20 protein-coding genes are annotated in these 22,716 nt (G+C 62.4%); 9 read left to right on the top strand and 11 right to left on the bottom strand.

What is annotated here, in order from left to right; translation table 11 throughout:
* Window positions 1-85 precede the first annotated feature (85 nt).
* Together NV382_RS10090 and NV382_RS10095 are read left to right on the top strand one after the other, a co-directional pair.
* Window positions 86-796, top strand: coding sequence for a Crp/Fnr family transcriptional regulator (locus NV382_RS10090; protein WP_260596626.1), 711 nt, complete (start codon window positions 86-88; stop codon window positions 794-796).
* A 146-nt stretch (window positions 797-942) separates the two neighbouring features.
* Window positions 943-1,119 (top strand): hypothetical protein, encoded by a 177-nt coding sequence (locus NV382_RS10095; protein ID WP_260596627.1) that lies wholly within the window; start codon window positions 943-945, stop codon window positions 1,117-1,119.
* 378 nt (window positions 1,120-1,497) lie between these two features.
* On the opposite strand, the gene NV382_RS10100 is transcribed toward NV382_RS10095, so the two are convergent.
* The 8 genes from NV382_RS10100 to NV382_RS10135 form a co-directional block, all read right to left on the bottom strand.
* The gene (locus NV382_RS10100; RefSeq protein ID WP_260596628.1) at window positions 1,498-1,869 is read right to left on the bottom strand and encodes a response regulator; all 372 of its coding nucleotides are present in this window, start codon (window positions 1,867-1,869) and stop codon (window positions 1,498-1,500) included.
* Window positions 1,862-5,446 carry a CheR family methyltransferase gene (locus NV382_RS10105; RefSeq protein ID WP_260596629.1) on the bottom strand — a complete coding sequence of 1,195 codons (3,585 nt, stop codon included), beginning with the start codon at window positions 5,444-5,446 and terminating at the stop codon, window positions 1,862-1,864. Before NV382_RS10105 ends, NV382_RS10100 begins: the two co-directional genes overlap by 8 nt.
* A 73-nt stretch (window positions 5,447-5,519) precedes the next feature.
* Window positions 5,520-6,539, bottom strand: coding sequence for a chemotaxis protein CheB (locus tag NV382_RS10110; RefSeq protein WP_260596630.1), 1,020 nt, complete (start codon window positions 6,537-6,539; stop codon window positions 5,520-5,522).
* A 570-nt stretch (window positions 6,540-7,109) separates the two neighbouring features.
* A complete protein-coding gene (locus NV382_RS10115) occupies window positions 7,110-8,639 on the bottom strand; it encodes an MFS transporter (protein ID WP_260596631.1) in 1,530 nt (509 codons plus the stop codon).
* Window positions 8,640-8,645: 6 nt separating this feature from the next.
* On the bottom strand, window positions 8,646-9,680 hold the full coding sequence (locus NV382_RS10120; protein WP_260596632.1) for a lactonase family protein: 1,035 nt from the start codon (window positions 9,678-9,680) through the stop codon (window positions 8,646-8,648).
* The gene (locus NV382_RS10125) at window positions 9,677-10,732 is read right to left on the bottom strand and encodes a zinc-dependent alcohol dehydrogenase (RefSeq protein ID WP_260596633.1); all 1,056 of its coding nucleotides are present in this window, start codon (window positions 10,730-10,732) and stop codon (window positions 9,677-9,679) included. Before NV382_RS10125 ends, NV382_RS10120 begins: the two co-directional genes overlap by 4 nt.
* Window positions 10,733-10,768: 36 nt before the next feature.
* Window positions 10,769-11,509, bottom strand: a complete 741-nt coding sequence (locus tag NV382_RS10130) for an SDR family oxidoreductase (protein ID WP_260596634.1) — start codon at window positions 11,507-11,509, stop codon at window positions 10,769-10,771.
* Window positions 11,510-11,513: 4 nt separating this feature from the next.
* On the bottom strand, window positions 11,514-13,379 hold the full coding sequence (locus NV382_RS10135; protein WP_260596635.1) for a hypothetical protein: 1,866 nt from the start codon (window positions 13,377-13,379) through the stop codon (window positions 11,514-11,516).
* Between the two features lie 12 nt (window positions 13,380-13,391).
* Here NV382_RS10135 and NV382_RS10140 point away from each other — a divergent pair, with 12 nt between their 5' ends.
* From NV382_RS10140 to NV382_RS10155, 4 genes are all read left to right on the top strand, one after another.
* Window positions 13,392-13,607 (top strand): hypothetical protein, encoded by a 216-nt coding sequence (locus tag NV382_RS10140; RefSeq protein ID WP_260596636.1) that lies wholly within the window; start codon window positions 13,392-13,394, stop codon window positions 13,605-13,607.
* A gap of 964 nt (window positions 13,608-14,571) precedes the next feature.
* Complete coding sequence (locus tag NV382_RS10145; RefSeq protein WP_260596637.1) at window positions 14,572-15,120, top strand: DUF3489 domain-containing protein; 549 nt, start codon at window positions 14,572-14,574, stop codon at window positions 15,118-15,120.
* Window positions 15,120-15,533 (top strand): DUF2924 domain-containing protein, encoded by a 414-nt coding sequence (locus tag NV382_RS10150; RefSeq protein ID WP_260596638.1) that lies wholly within the window; start codon window positions 15,120-15,122, stop codon window positions 15,531-15,533. The genes NV382_RS10145 and NV382_RS10150 overlap by 1 nt, the downstream gene beginning before the upstream one ends.
* Complete coding sequence (locus NV382_RS10155) at window positions 15,530-17,203, top strand: recombinase family protein (RefSeq protein ID WP_260596640.1); 1,674 nt, start codon at window positions 15,530-15,532, stop codon at window positions 17,201-17,203. The genes NV382_RS10150 and NV382_RS10155 overlap by 4 nt, the downstream gene beginning before the upstream one ends.
* Before the next feature lie 71 nt (window positions 17,204-17,274).
* Here the strand turns inward: NV382_RS10155 and NV382_RS10160 are convergent, their stop codons facing one another.
* Entirely contained in the window at window positions 17,275-17,598 is a 324-nt protein-coding gene (locus tag NV382_RS10160; RefSeq protein WP_260596641.1) for a hypothetical protein, read from the bottom strand.
* 240 nt (window positions 17,599-17,838) lie between these two features.
* Here NV382_RS10160 and NV382_RS10165 point away from each other — a divergent pair, with 240 nt between their 5' ends.
* The 3 genes from NV382_RS10165 to NV382_RS10175 all read left to right on the top strand — a co-directional run bounded on the left by NV382_RS10165 (window position 17,839) and on the right by NV382_RS10175 (window position 20,627).
* The gene (locus NV382_RS10165; RefSeq protein WP_260596642.1) at window positions 17,839-18,639 is read left to right on the top strand and encodes an SDR family NAD(P)-dependent oxidoreductase; all 801 of its coding nucleotides are present in this window, start codon (window positions 17,839-17,841) and stop codon (window positions 18,637-18,639) included.
* 399 nt (window positions 18,640-19,038) lie between these two features.
* Window positions 19,039-19,908, top strand: a complete 870-nt coding sequence (locus NV382_RS10170) for a hypothetical protein (RefSeq protein WP_260596643.1) — start codon at window positions 19,039-19,041, stop codon at window positions 19,906-19,908.
* 488 nt (window positions 19,909-20,396) lie between these two features.
* Entirely contained in the window at window positions 20,397-20,627 is a 231-nt protein-coding gene (locus NV382_RS10175; RefSeq protein ID WP_260596644.1) for a hypothetical protein, read from the top strand.
* 131 nt (window positions 20,628-20,758) lie between these two features.
* Here NV382_RS10175 and NV382_RS10180 read toward each other — a convergent pair whose 3' ends face one another.
* Window positions 20,759-22,126, bottom strand: a complete 1,368-nt coding sequence (locus NV382_RS10180) for a PQQ-dependent sugar dehydrogenase (protein WP_260600379.1) — start codon at window positions 22,124-22,126, stop codon at window positions 20,759-20,761.
* Window positions 22,123-22,512: a DUF2231 domain-containing protein gene (locus NV382_RS10185; protein ID WP_260596645.1), complete on the bottom strand. Its 390-nt coding sequence runs from the start codon at window positions 22,510-22,512 to the stop codon at window positions 22,123-22,125. The genes NV382_RS10180 and NV382_RS10185 overlap by 4 nt, the downstream gene beginning before the upstream one ends.
* Between the last annotated feature and the right edge of the window lie 204 nt (window positions 22,513-22,716).

The following is a 22,716-nucleotide window of genomic DNA, read 5'->3' on the forward strand; positions in this document are numbered from 1 at the left end:
TGTTTTATTGAGCTCCCGTTTGCAAACCGGGAGAGTGGCTATGAATCGTTCAACCACATGCCTACAGCCGTTCGTAGATCGCCTAATGACCCGCTCGGTCCTCACGGAGGAGGAGGAGCAGGCAATCCTCGCATTGCCGACCCAGGAAGTGGTCCTGCGCTCAAGGCAGGATTATCTGCACATCGGTCAAAAAACATCATACGCCTGCCTCGTCATCGAGGGCATGATCGGTCGCTTTGGGCAAACCTCCGACGGCACGCGGCAGATCACCGCTTTTCATGTGCCAGGCGACATGGCCGACCTGCTCTCCATTGTGCGGCCACTAGGTATCGGCGGGCTGAATGCCCTCTGCGAAACGGTGATCTTGCGAGTTCCACATTCCGCGCTTCGGGCAGTGGCCGCTCGCTACCCAGCAATCGCCGAGGCATTCTGGCGCGACTGCATGCTTGATGCCGCCATCCTGATGGAATGGGTCGTGAATGTGGGTCGACGTAACGCTCAAACCCGGATTGCTCACATATTTTGCGAGATGTCGATCCGATCAGGTCGTGACCGCGAAGCCTTGCAGGCATACGCCTTCCCGATCACGCAAGAGCAGCTTGGTGATGCCGCCTCGCTGACAGGAGTACACGTGAACCGTACCCTGAAGGCGCTTCGCGACGTTGTGACGCTAACCAATGGAATGGTGCACATACACGATTGGGTGAAGCTTACCCGCATCGGCGACTTCGACTCTACGTACCTCGTGGGGGACACCTTCGCTGAGCGGCAGAAGCCCTTGTGGGCTGCCGCTTGAGAAAACGCGTGCCACTTGCCTTCGGCGAAGCTGCAACAGCCATCGCGCCCACCGAAGGCTGTGGACCCACTTTGGGCTGAGCGGCGTTTATCCCGGGCGTCCAATCGAACCATAGGACGCCTGATCACAATTCGAAAGGAATGCCCGTGACCGCCGAGGAACCCGCCATCAACGACGAAGGTGCAGACCCGTCCAGCGACATTCAGAAGCAGAACCCGGACGAAAAGACGACCGCCGACATCGTCGGTAAGGACGACCCGAACAAAGCTGAGAAATTGACCAAGGCGGGCCGTGACATCAATCCTGATGCTGGCGGGGATTGATTGCACTCACCACAACAAGACGTGCGTCGTCGCGGAGGGCGCCCTAACGCGACGTACGGAACCGATATTGAAATGGACATCGATGGCGGGATATTGGCCGGCTCGCACAGGATCCAGCGATCGACTGCGTGCTGCTCGACGAGAAATCCGCGGGGAACTGGCCTTCTACGTAGCCGATGCGCGGTAGCAACGAAGAGTCTTCTTCACCTTTGTGACGGTTTTAATCGCGAAGCGCTGCCAATTGGTTTGGCAGCGGTGGCCCGGCTCGAAAGCCGATCCATACTGAGCAACTCACCGAGCTGCTTCGCACGGTGCCGGTCGCCGAGAAGCCGGTGGACAATATTTGATCACTGATCGACATTTCGCCTACAACGCCATCTACGGATGGATTGCGCGTCCGATTGCCGCAGTGATGCGGGAAATGTTGATCGGCTTGTTGCACTTCGGCACGTTTGCAAAACGTACCGGAAAGCTATCGGGGTCGTAGCCGGTGGTAAAGACCACGGGCACCCCGCGCTCGATCAGAGTGTCGGCAAGCGGAAAGACGGACACGCCGCTCAGGTTCACGTCGAGTATCGCGCCGTCCGGAGCCGGTCCTTCCTTCAACGCCTGTAGCGCCAGTTCGATCGTCGGCGCTGGCCCAAGTACTTCCGCGCCTGCATCCGTCAGTTCCTGCGCGAGTTCGTCGGCGAGCAGATATTCATCCTCGACAACGAGGATACGGCACGCCTGCAGGCTTCGATCAGCCATTGTCCACCTCATTAGCTTCGTTAGTCGCCGATACAGGCATGGATATGGAACAGTGAACGCCATCGCCTGCAAGGACATAGGTTGTACGCGCTGCTAGTTGATAGGGTAGCGCCCGCTCGATCAACTCGCGGCCTTGCCCGCCCCCCGGGGAAGTAGTTGCCTGTGGCAGCATCTTCACCCCACTCTCGCGCCAATCAATGTGCAGCCACGGCTGATCGCCGGGCGCCCCCGCTGCATCGACTTCGATACGCCACCGGACCGCAAGTTCCGCCTCCGGCTGTCCCAGGGCGCCATATTTGACTGCGTTGGTTGCCAGCTCGTGCAGCGCCATGGCGAGGGTCTGGACCGTGGTCGAGCGTAGTCGGATCCCGCTCGGACCCTCGATGGTGACACGGCCGTCTTGACCCGGTTCAACCCCGTGCGCGGCTAGTTCGGTGCGGATTAGTTCATCGAAGGTGACACGATCATGCTCGTTAAGCCGCGAGAGCAGTCCCTGAACCCGCGCCAGCGAGTCCAGTCGGTCGCGGAACCGGTCTCGGAAGTCGTCAAGGCTGCTGCTGCCGCGAGCCGTCTTTTGCGCCATCTGACGCACTACGCCGATGAGGTTACGGGTGCGGTGCTGGAGTTCTGCCACCAGCACGCCCTGCCTTCCTTGCAAGTCCCGAAGGTCATTGACATCAGTGGAGGTGCCGATCCATTCGACTGTTTCACCATGTTCGTCCCGAATTGGCGTGGCACGGGTCTGGAACCAGCGATAGGCTCCGTCGCTCGTACGTCGGATCCGGTACTCTACCTGAAAGCCGCCCTGCTCGGCCGCCGCGCTCCACGCCTCTTTAGCAAGCAACCGATCATCGGGGTGCAATGGCACCATCCAGCCCTGCCCGTGGCTGTCCTCCTCGGACTGGCCCGTATATTCTTGCCACTGCCGGCTCGCCCAGGTCCAGTTGCCTATGTCAACCGCGCGCCAGACGAGCTGGGTAAGTCCTTCAACGAGCGAGTGAAGCCGCTCTTCGCTTTCACGCACCGCCATTTCGGCCTGGTGGACCGCGGTAAGGTCGGTGAAGGTCACAACCGCACCGCTGATATAGTTATCGACCCTGCGATAAGGCAGCACTTTCGCGGCAAAGTGGCGCCCAGTGAGAGGATCGACCACTGTCCGATCAATCGGGGCCAGCGTCTTCAGGACACGCCGGACATCTTCCTGAAGGTTGGGGTAGGCGACCCGCGACACCACGTGGTCGAGCGGACGGCCGACGTCGGTCTCGAGCAGATGGAAGATCTCAATGGATGACGGCGTGAAGCTGCGGACGCGCAGATCGTTATCGAGGAACAAGGTCGCAATCTGGGTCGCCTCCAGCAGGTTCTTGAGGTCAGAGTTGCTGCGGCCGAGTTCCGTGACACGGTGCCCGAGTTCGCCGTTGACGGTTTGAAGCTCCTCATTGACCGATTGCAGTTCCTCCTTGGAAGTCTCCATTTCCTCGTTGGCCGACTGCAGCTCCTCGTTAATCGACTGATACTCCTCGTTTGAGGATTTGAGTTCCTCATTGGTCGATTCCAGCTCCTCGATCGTCGCCTGCAGCCGGTCCCGCGTGAGACGCAACTCGCTCTCGAGCCGTTCGACATGCTCGTCGTTTGCCCCTCCCTCGCTGTGAGCCACGCCCTGCGGCAACGCGCCCAAATCCTGGAACAGAACGATGAGCGAGGTCACGTCTCCGCCGCCGATGGGCTCGACAGTTAGGTTCACGCCGGTAGCCCGGTCATCCTGTTGAATGAGGAGGCGCGGCGTCTCGACCCGCTGTCCACTGGACAGGGCTCGGTGCAGCGCGGAACGGAGTTCAGTTCGCAGGTCACGGTGGATCAGGCTGATCAGGTTGAGCGTCGCTACCCCTGCGACTGGCTCAAGGAAGCGCCCGGTTCGCCCGGAGAAATGCAGAACGTCAAACTGACGGTCGACTACGACATAAGCGGGGGCGTAGCGCTCGGCGATAACCTCGGCCTGCCGGCTGACGGCAGCAGTCAGCCGTGAGGCAGCGGCCGGCTCGGCGCGCGCGATGTCGCCAAGGTCAGCAGCGCGTGGGCGCAGGCTGAGGGGAAAGTCCGGGATGACCCTGGTCGCTGTCTCCAACCTTCGGAACACGCGACTGCGACGATCGATTGACGCGAACAACTTCTGGTGTCGGGTGATATTCTCTGAAGAACCCAGGAACAGCACGCCCGCGGGTCTAATTGAGAAATGAAAAATCGGAATTACACGATTCTGCAGATCCGCATTCAGGTAGATGAGAAGGTTGCGGCACGACAGCAAATCGACACGCGAGAAGGGCGCGTCTTTTACGATATTATGGGGCGAGAAGATGCACATCTCTCGCAGCTCCTTCGAGACGCAATAGGTATCGCCCTCGCGCACGAACCAGCGCTCCAGCCGGTCGGCACGGACATGGTTCGCGATCGTGTCGGTGTATCGGCCGGCGCGGGCGAGCCCTAGTGCTCGCGCGTCGAGGTCGGTCGCGAAAATCTGCACCTGCGGCGGTTGGGCCAGCGTCGCCATATGCTCGCGCAGCAGGATTGCCAGTGAGTAGGCCTCCTCGCCCGTCGCGCAGCCGAGTACCCACACGCGGAATTGGTCGTCAGCTCCCTTCCCTTCGAACAGGCGTGGCAGTTCTCCTTCAAGGACCTCGAACTCCTGCGGATCGCGGAAAAATTGGGTGACCCCGATCAGCAGGTCCTGGAAAAGGTCCTGTACCTCTTGACGATCACTGCGCAGCCTGCCGACATAAGCTTCGATATTCTCGAGATGAAGCACCTGCAGCCGGCGGTGGACGCGGCGCAGGAACGTACCGCGCTTGTAGCCGTGGAAGTCGTGGCCGGTGACGTTGCGCAGGATGGTCGTGATCTGGGCGACGTGCGCCTCGATTTGCTCGGGTGCGACCTCACGGCCTTCCCGCTCCAACAGCGCCACGTTGCCGAGATAGCGCGTGATCTCGCTTGCGATGCGGCCGATCGGAACGTGCAGGTCAACCGCCCCAAACGGGCCGATCCCGCCCTGCGCGCCGGCGTGGTCGTCACCGGTTCCTGCCTCGCCGATGGAAAGACCGCCGAACTTCTTGGTCGCGGTGACGCCTGCCGTACCATCGCCACCGAGGCCACTCAGGATCACTGCGACTGCCCGGTCGTGGGCATGCTCGGCGATTGAAATCAGCATCGAGTCGATCGTGCCCCGATGTCCCACTGGCTCTGCGGCGGGACGGACGCCGAGATATCCGTTGCTAAGTGTGATCATGTCGTCGGGGCCGCCGACATAGATGCGGTCGCGCTCGACCCGCTCGCCGCCCGCCCCAATCGTGACCGGCAGCCGCGATTGGCGGGAAAGCACGTCGACCACGGTTCCGACGTCCAGCCCCTCCTGCTGGCGCACGGCGATGAGGTAGGCCGCGCCAACATCGGCTTCTATGCCGGCAAACAGCGTTTCGAGCGATCGGAGTGACCTGATACACACCCCGATGCCTACGACCGGAATCGACGTCTCTTCTAGGTCGGTCCGGCCCGCCTCCGAAATGATCTCCGCGACCTCGCTCACGCCTGCCATTCAAACCTCACACGTTAGGCGGTTCAACGTAGGCGCTGAGTGGCCATTAATGAAGCGGATTCAATCATATACTCCGGTCGCGCGGCACGTGGCCCAGTCGCATGGAAGTGATGGCCGCGTCACGCAACGTCGTGGCATAGCGGCGGTACTCTTCGCCGCGCGCTTCATAGAGCTCGGCGACGGCGCTGCGTCCGCTCTCACGCGCATCGAGAGCCATGCGCTCCACGAGCGTCACTCGCTCCTCCATGACGCGCATCGCCACGCGGATCGCCTCGTCCACCTCGTCGATGTTCGCGGCCAGGGTCTCGGCCGTGTAAGCGTCCCCGATCTGGCAGCGATAGCGCAGCGGCCGGCTACCGTTCACCTCCGACAGCACGCCTTGGCACTCCGGGCAGGAGAGCGGGCTTGGAGTTGCAATCTGCTTTAGCGCGTGGCTGCCCAGGCGCACGCCCGCCGCGATATCCACTTCCAGCCGGAGGCCATCAGATGGCGATATCCCTGCACCAGCATCCGATTGCGCAATATTCGAAAGCAGGTGGCCGAGGTCCGCTGCCGAGGCAACGTGGTCGACCTCGGTCGCCTCAAGCGCTGAGAGGGGCATCTGATCGGCCTCCGCGTCAAGCGGGTGCTGCACGACCGCCGTTCCGCCGCATGCCTTGATGGCATGAAGCCCGGCCGAACCATCGTTGAGCATACCCGTAAGCACCACACCGACTGCGCGCGGTCCGTAGGAGAGCGCTGCGGACCGGAACAACGGATCGATGGAAGGGCGCGCCATGTTCTCGCGCGGCCCCTCCCCCAAACGGATGGTGCCATCGATCAACAGCAGATGCCGGTCGGGCGCGGCTACATAGACGCGGCCTCGTTCGATCGGCTGTCCGTCTACTGCACGGGTGACGGGCATGGCGGCGCTTCCGTCCAGCATCTCGGCAAGGAAGCTGGTGGCATGGGCCGGAATGTGCGTGCTGACAAACACGCTTGCGGGCAGGTCGCGCGGGAGATCGCTCAACAGCCGTTTCAAGACCGCCCCGCTGCCTGCGGAGCCGCCGATAGCGATGATGTCCTTCTTTGCAACGCTCGCCATGATCTTTTAGGTCCTTTTCGGGGTAACGGGCGAAGTAGCCGAAAGGACCCATCCATGTCCGCAATGGGATAATGCGGCGCGATTTCGAAGGGGCGCCAGAAGATAACGATGCACTCGGCTTGAAGAACCGACGTTCATCGGTCCCGGAGACAAAAGATGCGATTAGATGTGCTTACAGCGGCGCCGCCGTTTCGGTGGACCATCGGAGACATCATCAGTTCCCTGCACCATGTGCGGAGGTCACTGGCCTTCATGCGCAGAACCGAGGGCTTCCCGCCGGCGGAGCGGGCTACACGTCACGTCCCGGAACGTCCATCAAGTGCAAGAACTCATCGGTGCTGATGCGGTAGCATTTGTACGATGGCGGCTCGAGGCGGTACCGATCGAGGATGTCAATTTCTCCCGGACGTGACGATCAGGCCGGCCCATCCGCTTTCCACCAGATTGTGCCGTTTGTGATGGGATCGGCGGAGCGGACTGTGATCACCCCCATCGCCGATCGCCCACCCGGCGGCACACGCCATTTTCTACATAAACGCTGGATGCCGGAAGGGTGAACCTGCCCCGTCGTCAGTCTTCCGACCTGCGACCCTGCACACGGCGCAGCCGTAACCTGATTCGCGCATCACGAAGCAGCGAGACCGGCACCGCCGTCGCATCGCGCAAGCCAGCGACACTGGAGATGTTGCGAACGCTGCGCAGCGTTTCACTTAACACCGCACTCATCATCTCGCGCGGCTCGATTTCGCCATGTTCGGCGACCAACGTGAGCCGGTGGATGGCGTACAGCCCGAGCAGCCCGGCGATCAGGTAATAGAAATCCCAGCTCGTCAATACAAGCGGCAGACTGACCACGTTGTGCGGCCCCGACCAGCGCACCAGCAGTTCGAGTCTGCGCAGTGCAAAGAAGTCGGCGAGCAGCCCGCCCAGGATCGGCGACAGCCCAGCCGCCACCGCGGTTACGGTGGCGCTCGCCGCGACATAGGCCGTGGCGCTGCCGCGCGGCGAGAGCTTCAGCGCGATGTTGTTCGAGGTCAACGTGACGCCTGCCACCGAAGCGCCCATTAGTAGGTGAAGCACGACCAGCCAGACCTTCATCAGATCGCGATCGCCAAACTGCGATGCTCCGATCATCCCGACGATCGCCAGGATATAGACCGGCGCGCATACCGCGAGCACCGATTTGTTGGCGAAGCGGTCGCTGAGCGCGCCCCACGAGCGCAGCGCCAAGATATTGGCGATCTGGCTGACCACGCTCAGCACCATGACGAAGCTGATATCGAGCCCCAATTGGCGGACGGTGAAGACGGTGAAGAACGGGGTGGCGAGATTGACGGCGAATTGCCAGCTGCCGACGAACACCAGCAGCCGGACGAAATTCAGATCGTGCAGCGGCTGGCGCAACAGTTCGCCAAGCCGAACGCGCTCGGCGGGCGGCGGCGGCATCGTCCGCTCTGGCATGCCGCTGACGACGCGAGCGCTGAGCAGCCCAGTCACGCAGCCGGCCGCGAACATACCGGCAAAGACCAGGCTTCGTGCACGCGAGCCTTCGCCTGTCCAATCGAGCGCCAGCGCGGCGCTCAGCCCGAAGATGAGGTTGATCGCGGTGAGCCACACGGTGCGCCTCGCGAACACCTGACCGAGGCGGTTTTCGGGCGCGAGATCGCGCAGCCAAGCGTTCCAGGCGCAAGTGCCGATTGCGCCCAGGCCGCACAACGTGAACTGCGCGGCCAAAAACACCAGCAATGGCTCCATGCCGGTATAGAATGCCGTCACCGCCATCACTCCCAGCATGAGGCGGCCGCCGATGCTGGTCAGCACGGCGATTCGCTTGCGTTGGCGCAGCCGTTCGACTAGCAGAATAGCGGGCAGCTGCAGCAATTGCGCGAGGAACGGTGCGCTGGCCAAGATTCCGACCATCACGTTGGAAGCGCCCAGATGCAGCGCGAAGGCGGTGAGGATGACGCCGGTGGTGAGCGCGGTCGCGCCGCCGGAAAATGCCGCCTCGACTACCAGCAACCGAATCCCACGCTCGCACTCCTCCGCGCTCACATCGGCCTGTGGACTGAGCGTGTAGATCGACCGGGTGGTGGCGGCCATCCGCCGTCAGTGCGCCATCACGAACGGAAAAGCCGCACCCGGCACGCTGATTGGTGCGCCCGCAGCGGACAGCGTCCCGTTAGCCTGCAGCGCGAACGGCGTGACCGTCCCGTCCTGCTCGTTGGCGAGCAGCATCTGCCGCTCGGCCTCAAGCAGCACGAAGGCGCGCGGCGAGGGGCCGCCACTTGGCACGTGCTGGAGCGGCGCGAGGATACCGGCCTCGTTCCAGCTATAGACCCCGACGCTGTCATGCCCGCGATTGGTGACATAAGCCCGGTCGCCCGCCGCATTCAGCGAGAGATGCCCGCAGATGTTCGCGCCGCCATACCCACTGGGCAGCGTCGACATCGTCTCCCGGGGGATCAGCCGGCCACCTGCCACCTGCAACACGATGAGCGTGCTGGCGAGCTCGCTGGCGAGCAGCGCAAGCGGTAGGATCGGGTGGAAGACCAGATGCCGAGGGCCGCTGCCAGGGGGCGCGGCGAAAGCAATTTTGCGCTCGCCGAGCGCCCGAGTGCGCGGGTTGAGCGGATAGGACAGGATCTGATCCGTGCCCAGATCGACATGGAATAACCAGCGATCATCCGGACTGAAGCACGCGCAATGGGCGTGGGGCCCCTCCTGCCGTTCGGAAACGGGTCCGCTGCCAAGGTTCTCGCGGAGCGCTGGGTGCTCGAGCGGCAGGCCGCTTTCAGAATCGAGACGGAACACCACGATGCTGCCGCTGCCATAATTGGCAATGGCGAGCAGGCTTTCGTCGCGGTCGAGCGCGATATAGCAGGGGTCGATGCCAAGGGTCGCGACACGCGCTACCGGTACGAGCCCGTTTGCGCCCGGGCGGTACACGCCGACCGCACCCACCAACTGCTCATCGACAAAATAATACAGCCCATGACGCGCGGAATGGGTGCCGAAGGAGGCGTTGGGCACGCCGTCATCCGCCGCCCCCACGGTCCAGCCGCCATCCTCGCCAAGTTGCAGCGTGCACAGCCCTGCCCCGCCCCCGTTGGCATAGGTGCCGATGCGAAAACGTGCGGTCACGAGATCGTGATCGCGACGAACACCGCTCCCGTTTGCTCCTTGGCCGCGGCCGTTTCGAACGCGTCGTTGATATGGTCGAGGTCGAAGCGGTGGGTGATCAGCTTCTTGGCGTTCAGCTTCCCGCTCGCCAGCAATTCGAGCACCGTCCCTTGCTCCGGATAGATATCGTGATACGCAAAACTCGCACTCATGATGATGCGGATCTCGGACATCTGGACGCGCTGCCATTCGAGAGGGATGGCGATCTCGCCCTTGTCGAAGCCGCCAACGACCACCACGGCACCGCCCCGCCGCACGCACTTGGTGGCGAGCGGCAGCGTTTCCGGCATATGCTCGCCGCCGACGCATTCGAACACCACATCGGCGCCCCGCCCGCCGGTGAACGCCATTACGCGCGACACCAGATCGTCTTGGCCGTTGTCAACCGTCTCGTTGGCGCCCAGCTCGCGCGCCAGATCGAGCGAGCTGCCGACGGGATCGGCGATCAGAACATCGGCGCCGGCGAGCTTAGCCAATTGCAACTGGCCGAGCCCGATTGGCCCCGCCCCGATGACGACGATCTTCTGATTGACCTCAACTGCGGCGCGGTGATGCGCGTGCAGGCACACCGAGAAGGTATCGATCAGCGCCGCTTCCTCGAAGCTGACATGATTGGGCAAATGATAGAATTTGCTTTCCGGCCCACAGACGAATTCGCCGTACGCGCGCGAGACATATTTGGTCCGCACATCGTACAGATGCTCGCAGATATTGTAGCGCTGCACTGTGCAATAATCGCAGATGCCGTCGCCCATGACGGTTTCGATGACCACCCGGTCGCCCGGCTTGAAGCGCGACACGCCATCGCCGACTTCTACCACTTCGCCGGCCAGCTCATGACCGACGATATGGCATTCGAGTTCGGGCTCGGCCTTTTGCCAGTGGCGCAGATCGGTGCCGCAGATGCCGGCGACGCGCACCCGAGCCAACACGAAATCGCGCGACGGAATAATCGGGCGTTCGACTTCGGTGACCTCGAACCGTCCACCCGCGGTTTTGAGTGCAGCCTTCATCCAAAAATCTTTCTGGTTTGTCGGAAAGGTGCCCGCTCAGTGCGTTTTCTGACGCACGGGTTCGATCCTCAGATTGACGATATCGGCGCCGGCGGAACGCGTCGCGGCGAACAGGATCGCCTCGGCGACGTCATCGGCAAAGAGCATCTCGTGATCAGCGATCGCCTTCGCTTTCTCGTCGTCGCTGCATTCCTGCATCGGCGTGGCGACCGATCCGGGCTCGATCACGCTGACCTTGATGTTCTTGTCGGCCACTTCCTTGTGCAGCGTTTCGGCGAAGGCCTGGATGCCCGCCTTGGTCGCGGCATAAACGCTTTCGCCGGGCTTCTTGATGTCGACGCTGATCGATCCGACGAAGATCAACTGGCCGCCGCCCTGCGCTTCCATCCGCGGTATCGCGCGACGCGCTGCGGCGAGGGTGCCGATCAGATTGGTCTCGATCACCCGGCGCCAATCATCTTCGGCCATTTCATATAGCGGCTCGGCGCCAATCGCAGCGCAGGTGACAAGCAAGTCGATGCCACCAAGCTTATCGTCAACCGCGGCGAACACCCGGTCCATGTCCTCGGCAGTGGCGACGTCGGCGATCAGGCCCTCTGCACTGCCAGCGACACCGGCCGCGTCGGCCAGCGATTCATCGAGGCTCGACTGATGGCGCCCGAAGGTCATCACGTGCGCGCCTTCCTTGGCGAACATAGCGACGGTTGCCCGGCCGATGCCGGCGGTGCCGCCGGTTACCAGCACGCGCTTGCCGGCTACGCTGTTACGGTCGGTCATGGCTTCACTCCCAGGTCAGCACGATGCGGCCATTGGCCGGCACGTTGAAATCAATGCGATCATCGGAGCTGGCATGCGGCCGCAGCACGTCACCACCTGCAGTCGCCAAGCGCATCTCGGTCAGCTTGCGGCGCTTGAGCCGCACGACGCTCAGTCCCGCCGTGCAGGTGTCGCCGCCATCGAGCGTCAGCGTCAGCGTGCGATCGCCGGTGCGCTCCATGCTGCGCACGAAGTGGTCGCAATAGAGCCGAAATGGCGAGTCCTGGACATGGTGGAAGGCGCGCGTGGCGAACACGAAGGCGGCGCCGGCACCATATACTTCCTGCCCCACCTGCCCGGCCTGCTGGCCATCGACATAGAGATCCTCGACCGGAAAGGAAAGTTTGCGATCGATATGTCCGTTGCTCTCGCGCTGCTCGGGCGAGACTGCTTCGGCCGGGAGCGCATCGGGATAATAGAACCAGGCGCGATACAGCGCGTAGCGGCAGAATTCGGAGATCAGCATGCGCGCGGCGGGCTCAAGATCGGGGCCGCTATCGGCGAGATAGCATTCGAACGCGGCGAACGAATCGAAGCATTCGTAGATTGCCATATAGGGCGCGTCCTGCAAGCAGGTGACGGCCATGAAATTGGTGTACTGCGCGGCATGGCCCAGCTCGCTCTCCCACATCACGCTGTTGTGGAAGAAGCTGGCGAGATAGACGTAGCTTTGTTCGAGATAGACGCGCTGGTTGGTGATGCGCCACAGGCGCATGCAGGCAGCGGCTCCCCAAGCGGTGAGATTGGCCTGGTAATTGACATCGAAGCGCAGGCCCATGGCGGCGTCGATCGCGGCACGCGCTTCGTCGAGGAACCGTTTGTCGTCAGTCAGTTCGAAGGCCTGGAGCATCGACCAGGCATAGATGCCGCCGACATCGGTCTGGCCGCGTCCGTCCTTGGCGCATTCGGTGATTACAGAAAAATCGGTCACCCTGTATTGGATCGGCCATTTATAGTCGAAATGATGTGCCGCCTCGATGCCGAAGTCGATCGACTTAAGCAGTAGCGCGCGCGCCTCCTCGTCGCCGTCGAGCGCGAGATGCCCGAGATTGATCATCGGATGATAGAGATACCAGCTGTCGACCGCATCGGCATCCTTGTTGGCACCGACATTGGGCAGATAGCGGCGCAGCGACTTCAGCTGGGGATCGTAGAACTTCTCCAGCCCCGCCTTGAACGCGGCCTCCAGCGGATGTGGCTCACCCCACCACTTGCCCCAGTCATGGATCGTGGTGATGATCGACATCTGCACCATGATGTCGGGGTATTCGGCGGCGGTGTAGGGATGGACGTAGCGGTGGCCGTAATGCTCGATCGTCGCCTCAGGCGCGCCGTCGAGATCGCGCAGAGTGCGTTCGGCGCGATCGATCCAGTCGCGATACGCGACGTGCGGTAGTTCGAGCATGCGGTAAACGACGCCCAGCATTTGCAGGAACTGGCGCGCCGATTCGCGTTCGTGCGGCGGCGCATCGTGCCGGAATACGAGGATCGCGTCGGACAAGGTGACCGGCTCGCCCGCAGGCAGCGGATGATCGGCGGAGGTAGCGGACGGCAGCAAATAGCCGAGCTCCGGCCACTCGCCGCCGACTACGCTTTCGGGCTTGGTATCGGTGGCTAGGAAATAAGGGTTAAGCGCCGTCAGGTTCTGAACATAGAGGACGTTGCCAAAGGCTGGTTCGTCCAGGCGGAAATAAATGAATGCGGTGTTGAGCCGGCGCTGTGTCGCCTCGATCGTGCCATGTGCGCCAAGGGGGTCGTCATTCGCATCCAGCGGATAGAGATCGCGCGGAGAGAACGGCATCAGCAGCGGCACGGCGGGCGTCAGGGTCACTGTAACGCGCAGATGCTCCAGCGCATCGCCGCCTTTGCGCACAATGATCAGATGTTTTCCCGCAGCGCTTTGAACAACCACCCGCGCCAGCTCGCCGGGTTTCGGCTGAACGTTCTTGCAGGTAAAGTTCCCTGCCAAATAAGCAGCGCGCAGCGCAATTCCGCCTTTTGCTGGCCGGCGCGCGAAGAGCCAGACCGAATCACCGGCGGCACACAATTCTACGCCTAGCTCGCCCAGATCGAAGCTAGTTACCCTGTCAGCACGGCCATCCTGACACATCCGTTGCATGGCCAAGATATGCGGGCTGACAGCCCGGAGTTTCGCATTGGGAGACATCGTCTTCGGCAAAATCGTTTTCCAGTCTCTTCAATAACGCACCGGCACTGCAACTCGCTCCATGATCGTATCGGCGAACGCTCCGATGGGTGCTAGCGCGGCGCCCTGGTGGGCACTGTCAAACCTGATGCACCGCTTATTTCCTATTTGGTTAGGGCAGTAAGTTGATCGTCGTCGCTGTCACTTTGTTCAGTGAAAATCTGCCTATGTTCTCGCTGTGGCTCCGGGCCGGAATCGCGGTTCCGACCGGTTGCCGTCCGAACGAAACAGATTCTGGCTAGTCTGTCAGTACCGGATATCGGTATGAGTTAGAGCAGATGACCATACCCGATCCTCGCGATCGGGCATTGCGATCCCTTTGACGATCATAGTTAGCCACACGGGACGGGGGCGCGCCTACAACCCGCGCCATGTCGAGCTAGTGCTGCCCAACGGAGCACAAAGCTCTGTCTTCCACGTGACGCTCGATCGCGCTGACCCACGAGCATGGCTACCAAGCGAGACGTCGACGTAAAAGGTCGACTACGATACCCGGCCAATCTGCCCGCAGGACGCTGGGAATGCAGGAGTCTATGGGCAATAGCTCCGTCGCCGTCCTCCACTTCATAACCTGTGGCATGATGAAGATGCTATCGTTGGGACGCTGCGGCCCAGTATAGATCATGCGACAAAGCCCGGCGGCCTTAACCGCGTCGATCACTCACAAACCACTGGACTTGCGCTGCATGCAGAGCAAATGTCGGCGTACTGGATCGCGGCCCGGATGGAGCCGCCCCGCCCCGCCGATGAAGATCCGCGGGGCTGATGATGGTGGGAGCAGCAAGGTGCTGCTCACCTTGAACAAGGACCACCCTCCATGACCAAACTGACCGATCTCGACGCCATTCTTCTGTCAGGCGCTGCCAAGCGCGACAGTGGCAGCCTGCTGCCTGTCCCAGAAAGTGTAAGCGGTGCTGGTGCACGCATGACCAAGGCGATTACCGGGCTGATCAAGCACGGTCTGGCGGAAGAACGTGAGACCCGCGACAAGATAGCGGTACGCCGCACCGAGGCTGATATAGCATACGGCGTGTTCATCACTGACGCCGGCAATGCCGCGATCGGCATCGCCGGCGGCGATGCCGCGATCGGCATCGCCGGCGGCGATGGAAGCAACGACGGGGGTGAAGCCGAGGTCACTGGCCCCACCCAGCCGGACACGCCGCGGGTGACCAAGGCCAGTTCCGTGCTGGCGCTGCTCCGGCGCGAAGAAGGTGCAACGCTTGCCGACATGATCGAGGCCACAGGATGGCTACCGCACACCACCCGCGCAGCGCTGACCGGCCTGCGCAAGAAAGGGCACACACTCGAGAAGTCCAAGCGCGGTGACCAAACCTGCTACCGCATCGCGGCGGTGGCCGCGTAATGGCGGGTTTGGAAGACAAGATGCTTGCGCTGACGACGATGTCGTCAGCGCAACTGCGTGACGCGTGGCGCGCGTTGAAGGCATCTCCCGTGCCACTGATCAGCCCGAGCATGTTGCGGCTGGCGCTCGGGTACGAGCTGCAGGCGCAAGCGCTGGGTGGACTCTCGCGTGTCAGTCAGCAGCGGCTCGCCCAGCTCGGGAGCGCAAAGACCGTCACCCAGGCAGCCCGGCCCGGCACCCGGCTGATCCGTGAGTGGGATGGCACAGCGCACATCGTGACGATCGGTGAGGATGGCGTGATCCGCTGGAATGACCGCGCGTGGCGCTCGCTATCGGAGGTCGCCCGCGAGATCACCGGGACGCGCTGGTCGGGTCCAGCCTTCTTCGGGCTGAAGAAGAGGCTGGCGGCATGAACCGGGTGCGCTGTGCGATCTATACCCGCAAGTCGAGCGAGGAAGGGCTGGAGCAGGCGTTCAACTCGCTCGACGCGCAGCGTGAGGCCTGTGCCGCCTACGTGCTGAGCCAGGCCAGCGAAGGCTGGAGTGCCCTGCCCGATATCTATGACGATGGCGGCCTGTCCGGCGGATCGCTGGAGCGCCCTGCCCTGCAGCGCCTGCTGGCCGACATTGCCGCTGGTCGTGTCGACATCATCGTTGTCTACAAGGTCGATCGGCTGACCCGCTCGCTGCTCGACTTTGCCAAGCTGGTCGAGGTGTTCGACAAGGCTGGCGTATCGTTCGTCTCGATCACTCAGTCGTTCAACACGACCACCAGCATGGGACGCCTGACGCTCAACATGCTGCTCTCGTTCGCGCAGTTCGAGCGCGAGGTGACCGCGGAGCGCATCCGCGACAAGATCGCGGCATCGAAGGCAAAGGGTATGTGGATGGGCGGCGTCCCGCCACTTGGCTACCGGCCTGACGGACGCACACTGGAGATCGTCGAGCCTCATGCCAACATCGTGCGCGACATCTACCGACGCTACCTGGATCTCGGCAACGTCCGTCTGGTAGTTGACCAGCTCACTGCCGAGCGGATCCACACGCCTGTCCGACGCATGGCCAACGGTCGCGACTTTGGTGGCTGTGCGTTCAGCCGCGGGCAGATCTACGCCATCCTCAAGAACCCGATCTATGTGGGGGACATCCCGCACCGTGACCAGCGCCATAAGGGATTGCACAAGGCCATCATCGGTCAGGATGTATGGGACGCGACACAGACTATGCTCGCCGGCCATGTGCCGGGTTTGCGACGGGCTGTGAACACGGCGAGCGGCAGCCTGCTTGCCGGGTTGATCGTCGACGATGCTGGCGAGAAGCTGATCGCGGCGCATGCCTGCAAGGGTAAGGTGCGCTACCGTTATTACGTCAGCCACTCGACGCACCACGGGGTCAGCGACAGCAAGGCGCTGCGTATCCCGGCACGCGAGATCGAGACGGCAACCGTCGAAGCTCTGGCCGCCGCGTTCGACGATCCGATCGCACTTATGGCGCGCGCGTCGATCCCGCTCGCGCCGGCGGACTTGGCGCGCGTTTTCGGCGCCGCATGTACCGCTGCTGCGGCGATACGGTGCCGCGATCCTGAGATGCTGCGCGCGCTGGTCGCCAAGGTGATCGTGCATCCCACCATGCTGCAGATCGAGCTCGTGACCGCGGCGATGGCGAAACACCTGTCGGTGGCAACGAGCGCCGAGGACGAGGCTACCTTGCTTCTCACCTGCCCGACACGGCTGACGCGGACAGGCCACAGGCTTCGGATTGTGCAGAACGATGGTCGCGCTATCGCAGCCGCACCACCTGACGCCTCGATGATCAAGCTTCTGGTCAAGGCGCAGCGCTGGTGGACGCAGCTTCAACGCGGCGAGATCACCGTCCAGGAACTGGCACAAGCCGAGGGGGTCGTAAAATCCTACGTCACCCGCATCGTCCGCCTGGCGTTCCTGGCACCTTCGATCATCGACGATGTGCTAGCTGGTCGGCAGCCCGCCACGCTCGATGCCAGACGGCTCGCGTTTACCGCTGACCTGCCCACCAGCTGGACCGAGCAGCTGCGGCATTTCGAAGTTGGTCGCCAAATCAGTTAGGCGGTCGTTTGCGCTGCACGTCAGCGAAGCGGACACCGGCGGCACGAAGTCTGCGCACTCTCCAACAAGGACTAACGCCGCACCCGGCTGAAGCGACTACTTTCAAAAGACACAACAGCCCCGGCGTTGTCGCCCAGCGGAACCTCAGCGATCCCGTAGACGCCGCGCGCGCCGTTGGAGCCGAGCATGACGCCCATCTCGCCGTGAATGGCCCGCCCGCGGCTCAACGACACGCCCTGCTCTCCACCAGCTGTGGCGGCACTCTCCACAGTGTTGTTGCCGAGGATCGTATTCCGCTCCGCGTTAGTCAGACGAATCGTGTCTTCCGTTGCGCCCGGCGCCGGACGAGAGAGCGTGGGCGTCCTCGATTTCTCCGCGTGGGCGAACCGCCCCATAAGCGTCAGCGATCCGCCAATTGGATGCTGATGTCGCTTTTAAATCCAGCCAAGTTACGCCTATTAACACAGATCAAGCTATTGATAAACATCGACTATTTCGGAACGGCATCGCGACCACTGCGTTCACGATGCTTCCCTCCTGAGACGTTCGCCTAGCCGCCCGACGACCGAGCCCACCAGCATTGCGCAAATGCCAGCCTGAACATTAACACCAACCGCCTGACCTGAGGAGCAATCATGTTCGAGACCGACAACCGTCCGTTCGCCGTCGTTACTGGAGGCTCCAACGGCATCGGCTATGAACTGGCGAGACAGTTTCTTGACAACGGTTACGATGTCCTGATCGCCGCCGAAGACGAGGCGCATCTCGCGAGTGCCGCGCGTAGCCTGCCGGGCGACAGCGGCGCGATGGTGACCACGCACGCCGCCGATTTGTCGAAAGAGGACGGAGTCGACAGCCTGTACCGGGCGATCGGGAGCCGGCCCGTGGACGTGCTCTGCGTCAACGCTGGCATTGGGCTGGGCGGCGCGTTTGTCGAAACCGACCTTCAGGCCGAGCTCAGAATGATCGACCTCAACTGCCGCAGCGCGGTGCAGCTCACCAAGCTCGTCGGCAAGAACATGGTCGCGCGTGATAGCGGGAAGCTGCTCTTCACCTCATCGATCGCGGCGACGATGCCCGATCCATTCGAGGCGGTATACGGGTCTACCAAAGTGTTCCTGCGCTGGTTCGGCGAGGCGTTACGCAACGAACTCAACGACACGAATGTCGGCGTGACGGTGCTGATGCCCGGCCTAACCCAGACGAACTTCTTCGAGCGTGCCGACATGATGGACACCAAGGCAGGCGCATCCGAGAACAAGGACGATCCGGCCGACGTCGCAAAAGCGGCCTTCGACGCGCTGATGGCGGACAAGGACAAGGTCCTGCCAAACCTCAAGAACAAGCTGATGGGCGCAATGGCCGACGCGCTTCCTGATACGACGGACGCGCAGCTCCACCGCGGCCTGTCAAAGCCGGGATCAGCCGACGCCTAACCTCATCGGAGAAATGATCATGGCCTCAAGAAGGCCGGCCTCGGTCTCGCCTTTTCTCAAATCTTACTCGGCGCCGCGGAGCTGCTGTGGTTTCGCAGGAACGCACGAGAGCTCCAAGCCGAGGGAGCGAGGGTCTGATCAAGGGCTTCGGCGCACGCGGTCCCCGCGGATATGCCTCTGATCAACGTCCCTGCGAATTCGGCTGGTGGTTGGAAGAAGGGCGTCGATAACGCCATGGATTTCCCGCCGCCTGGCCGCCACGGCCCGCAACGCTCCGCGGAACAGGGGGGTGGGGAGCGCTAGTCTAAGTCATCGGAGCGATCCTGCTCGACGTGCGAGTCGCTCGTGGCCACGACCTAACCACCGGAAATACTTCCGGACACCCCTGCAGGAGACATGATGAAACACCTCATCCTCGCCACATGCCTGATGTCGGGACCCGCCTTTGCACAGGACAACCGCGAGGTACCGATCCCCGACACCGAAGATGCCAGCCTCGGTTCGGTCACGGTGGGCGGTGGCCGGCTGCACCCGGTGATCGGGCTAGATGTTCGCAATGGCGACTTCGTGCGCGGCAGCTACGACGACGATGCGGTCAGTCTCGATCGAGTGCCAATCCACGCGCAGATCGGACTCGTTTACGAACTCGCACGCGATCCGAGCGGAAACGCGACGACCTTGTTGATGCTGCGTAGCTCGAACGGCTTCCATGCGCCGGTAAGCGACGAAACTACATCGCCCCACGCCTGGTATGAAAGCAACAATCTTGTTGGCCTTGCTGCGCGACTTGCGCCCGGGCTAAGCGGTGCCGCCACCTACACGGTAAAGACGAGCCCCAACGGCGTGTCCGACACGACGCACGAGGTGAGCGCAGCCTTCTCCCTGGATCGTGCCGCAGGTTTGGGGTCACTCAAGCCTGGTTTTGCGGCGACTTGGCGCCCGAAGGGCGGCGGCGGCTTCTATACACAGGTGACGATCGAACCGGGATGGGATTTAGGAAAAGCCGAACATGCGCCGCGCTTGTCGATCCCTGCGGCGCTCGGAGTAGGCTGGAACAGCTTCTACGAAAGTGACAGCGGGAGCCGCGTATATGGTAGTGCCGGCCTTGCCATCGAAGCCCCGCTTGCCGTTGGAGGCGGTCACTGGTCTGCGCGTGCGGAGGCGCTCGCGGTCGTCCGCGACAACCGCCTGCGCGCTCTTGGTGGAGATCGCGCAGATCACGGCACGGTTCAGCCCTATATTACTCTGAGCCTGTCCTACGCCTATTAACAACCTCACAACTTCCGCCATTTGCGCGCTCTCGCCGCCTCGCGACTTCTGTCGTTCATTCGGGTTCCGACAATAGCTTCGTAGGCCGATTGCGGACTGCCCGGTTTCGGATAGAATACGAGAATAGCTGCCATGGCAGCGTTCTGAACCACGATAGTCGGTGGAAAGCTGACGCGTCGCTTGATAGCAGCGTTCATGCCTACCGCCACCGCCACGCGCATCGCTCTCCTGCTGATCCATGGGACGCTGGGGCCTCGGGAACGGCAAAGGACGCGCAGGGGGCGCGGAGCGTCCGCTTCGTGAGGCAGCTAGAATGAGTGACCGCCGCCAGCTTGGCCGAGCTATCGTCTAACCTGGAACAGCTGGCAGCGATCGATCCCAGACATACGCTGGGCGACGGAAGCAACGGGCAAACGTTGAGTCTGTTCGGCGGGTAAATCCTGATCGCAGCGACCAGTACGGATTATCAAGCCAACGGATGCGCCCCGATGAAGGCGGCCTCGGACGTCCCGGCCGAGATCGAGAAGCGCGCGCGGCAGACGTCGATCGTCATTGTTACTGAGAGCCACGAGCGGTCGGAGCATCGCGGATTCAGCACGTCGACCGCGACGCGGTTGCGGCCGCTGCGGTACGATACGCTGGCACTGGAGGCACTGTCGCCGTCGATGCCCGGCACGCCGGTGCAATATCTGGCGTCGTTCGTCCAACACCCGCGCTAAAGTATTTCAGGGAGGTTGACAGGCAATATCTGGCAGAGGCGGGATAGGTCGGCGCGTCAAGGCGCTCCGCTATCGTCATCTGGCCTACGATTCATCAACGAACATTTCGCGGATGCACCCGCCGTAGTTCGCTACAGCCTACCAGCGCCCGATGCAGGCGGCGAATGCGATGCCACTCGATCGCCGGCGTAGCTCACGCGCCAGACGGTGTTGCCAACGTCATCTGCGATCAGCAACGCGCCAGTCCGATCGACTGCGACGCCAACGGGCCGGCCGTGAGCCTTCCCATTCTTGAGGAAGCCGGTCACGAAATCCTGCGGAATGCCGGTCGGGTGCCCCCCACGAAAGCCAATAAAGGCGATTTTGTATCCGTGAGGATCGGTGCGGTTCCAACTGCCGTGCTCGCCGACGAACGCACCGCCGCGAAAACGGTCCGGGAAGCTAGCGCCCGTGTAGAAGGTCAGCCCGAGCGCGGCAACATGCGAACTTAACGCATAATCTGGCCGGATTGCGCGGGCAACTAGGTCGGGACGTTGCGGTCGCACGCGCGGATCCACATGCTGGCCATAGTAGCTATATGGCCAGCCGTAGAAGCCTCCGGGACGAACCGACGTCATGTAGTCGGGAACGAGGTTGGGGCCGAGTTCGTCGCGCTCATTGACCACCGTCCACAGGGTATTAGATCCCGGGTAGAAAGTGAGGCCATTAGGATTGCGGAGGCCGGTCGCGAACGTCTTCATTAGTCCGGTCTGCGGGTCGACCTCATGGATAGCTGCCCGATCCCGTTCGGCATCCGACCCGCGCTCCATCGCATTGCTGTTGGAGCCAACGCTGACAAAGAGCCTCGATCCGTCCGGACTTGCCGTCAGGCTCTTAGTCCAATGGTGGTTGATCGAGCCTGCGGGCAGATCGACCAGCTTTACGCCAGGTGCGGTGATCCGCGTCTCGCCCGGAGTAAACGGGTAGCGGACGATCGCGTCGGTGTTCGCCACAAATAGGGCACCGTTAAGCACCGCTATACCGAACGGCGCGTTCAGATGATCAACGAGCACCGAGCGGAGCTCGGCCCGACCGTCGCCGTTCGCATCTCGGACAAGTGTGATCCGATTGCTCGCCTGTGGTGCTTGCCCGCTCTTGGTCTGCGAGTGCGCCCGCGACATGATCCAGTCTCGGATCGGGTCCTTTGGCCGCTGGGCCGGCTCGCTGCCCTCATTGCGCGATTCGACGATTAGGACGTCGCCATTTGGCAGCGCCAGCACGTTGCGTGGGTTGGACAGGCCCTGCGCAACTGCCGCAATCCGGAAGCCGGCGGGGACGGTTGGCGTCTCGCTGCGTTGCCAGCCGACCGTCTCGAACACACCAACGTCCGCTATGAGCTGCTCGTGCGGCGCAGGTAGCAGCGGATTGGCACCATATTGGCTGTTCGGGTTGATCGTTTGACCGCTGCCGCAAGCAGCAAGGGGCAGGAGGCCAAGGGTTACGATAAAGCTGCGGGTCATCTTACGATCTCCGGCGAACGGCGGTAAGCGGATTGCCAGAACCACCCGGCAAGCAGGCCGAGCACGGTGGCGACAATGGAAAGAGACAATCCCGTCGGTACGACGGCGGTCCACCCGTCACGCGAGTGAACAAACGAGTTGAAGACCTCCGCCATCCAAGCGGCGAGCAGGAAGAAGAAGTGTGGCAAAAGCGCGCGTCGATCATGCGCACGGACCAACTCGACGATCAGCAAGGAACCCGCAACGCCGCCCCCGATCAAGCCGGCGAGCAGGAGCCAGGACGAGAAGTCGAGCCACATCATCTCGGCGCTGGCGATATAGGCGAAATCGGTGATCAGCGCGCCGACGAAGCAGATGATCGGGATCGGCAAGAGTGCTGGATACATCGGATGCGCTCTGGGCCCGAATAGCCTCCCCGAGGTTCGATTTGCACTTCTCGCCATCGTCTGCGTCCTCACCGTCAAGCTGCCAGCTCTACGACTGGTGACGACGACAGTTCCCGAACCGGCGTTATGTTAATATGTTCGTGCGCCATTACCCGGCCACCTGAACGAACGGTTCCTTATCGCCGATCGCCGCCAAAAAAGCGG

It is taken from the genome of Sphingomonas endolithica (genome assembly GCF_025231525.1).
GTDB classification, from domain to species: domain Bacteria; phylum Pseudomonadota; class Alphaproteobacteria; order Sphingomonadales; family Sphingomonadaceae; genus Sphingomonas; species Sphingomonas endolithica.